The 1,501-nt window shown below is 76.2% G+C and carries 2 protein-coding genes; both read right to left on the reverse strand.

Going from position 1 to position 1,501, the window contains the following annotated elements; translation table 11 throughout:
• Window positions 1–1,257 (reverse strand): AsmA family protein (locus CON77_RS15015; protein WP_500778844.1); only part of this gene is annotated, 1,257 nt, incomplete at its 3' end.
• Window positions 1,254–1,501 (reverse strand): BamA/TamA family outer membrane protein (locus CON77_RS15020; RefSeq protein ID WP_157827002.1); only part of this gene is annotated, 248 nt, incomplete at its 5' end. The genes CON77_RS15020 and CON77_RS15015, both read right to left, overlap by 4 nt.

Genomic DNA, 1,501 nt, shown 5'->3' on the forward strand with positions numbered 1-1,501 from the left:
GGCCTGCAGGGTGCCGCCGGCCAGGGCGGCGTTCAGGGTGTGCACGTGCCAGTCCCCGGCCTGCCACTGCAGGTGGGTTTGCAGGCGCTCCAGGGGCAGGCGTTGCCGGTCGAGCGGGCCGGGGCGGCCATTGCGGAGTTCGCCGCGCAGGTGCCAGCCGATGCGGGCCAGGGCTACGCCGGGGCTGCGGGCGTCCGGGGGCGTGTCGCTGCTGTGCACGGCCCAGTCGCCGTCTAGCAGCGTGGTCGGTGCGCCGGGCCAGAGGCTGGCCAGGTCGATCCGAGCCAGCGACAGTTGGCCGGCGCGCACCGGCAGCGGGTCCCAGGGGTGCAGGGTGGCGTGGGCCTGGAGCTGGGGGGCGTTGGGGCTGGACGGTCGGGCCAGCGAGGGGGTGATGTCGAGGCGGGCCTGCAGCGTGGCCTGGGCGCCGGCCAACTGGCCTTGCAGGGTGGCCCGGGCTTGCAGGGGCAGGGGCGGGGCCCCGTCGGCGTGGGGGCCCTGGAGCTGGCCGTGCAGGGTGGCGGCCAACTCCAGCCGGCCTTCGGCCTGCACTTGGGCCTGCAGGCTGTATTGGCCACCGCTCCACGCCAGCCGGTCCAGCACCAGGGTGTGGTGCAGGCCTGGCGCGGTGCCGGTGGGCAGGGGGCCGTAGCGGTAGTGCGCGTCGATCGGCCCGACCGTAACGGCCGAGCCGTCTTCCCAGACCAGGGTGTCGAGGTGCAGCGGCAGTGCCACCTGGCGCAGCCAGGGCAGCGTCAGGCGGTCGGGAGGCGTCGGGGCCTCGGGCCTTCGGTCGGGGCGCTGGTCGTGCACGCGCAGGTGCTCGGCCGCGAGCGTGTCGATGGCCACGGTCTGGCGCAGCAGCAGCGCGGGCCAGAGGTCGGCGGGCCAGCGCAAGGCCAGGCCGCGCACCTCCACCTCCAGGCCGTTGCGGCGCCAGAGCAGGCGCTCCACACGGCCACCGGTGCGCAGCGCGCCCTGGACGCCTTCTACCGTCAGCGGGCGCTGGCCGGTAGTCGGGTCGGCCAGCCAGTCGGCCGTCCAGCCCAGGGCCTGTGCCAGCGACTGGGGGCTGGCGCTCCAGAACCAGGCGCTCAGCAGCAGCGCCAATGCGAGCGCCAGCGCCCCGCCCAGCAGGCCCAGGAGCCAGCCCTGGGCCCGGGCGGTGAGCGCCAGCAGCGTCCGGGCCACGCGCCAGCGCCCACCCACCGACACGGCCGGGCGGTCGGGCGGCGGTGAGGGCGGCGGCGCGCTCAAAAGGTGAACCCCACGCTCAGGTGCAGGCGCAGTTGGCGCCGGTCCAGGCCGTAGGCCAGGTCGGCCTGCAGCGGGCCCACCGGGCTGTTGTAGCGCACGCCGGCACCCACGCCCACTTGGGGGTCCAGGTCGCGGGCGCGGTTGGCCACCGCACCGGCGTCGCTGAACAGCGCGGTCTCCCAGGCGCTGCGCCGGCCCTGGATCCACCCCGGGCGCTGCCACTCCAGGCTGGTCACGGCCAGGA

Source organism: Macromonas nakdongensis, assembly GCF_002837145.1.
In the GTDB taxonomy this organism is placed as follows: domain Bacteria; phylum Pseudomonadota; class Gammaproteobacteria; order Burkholderiales; family Burkholderiaceae_C; genus Macromonas_B; species Macromonas_B nakdongensis.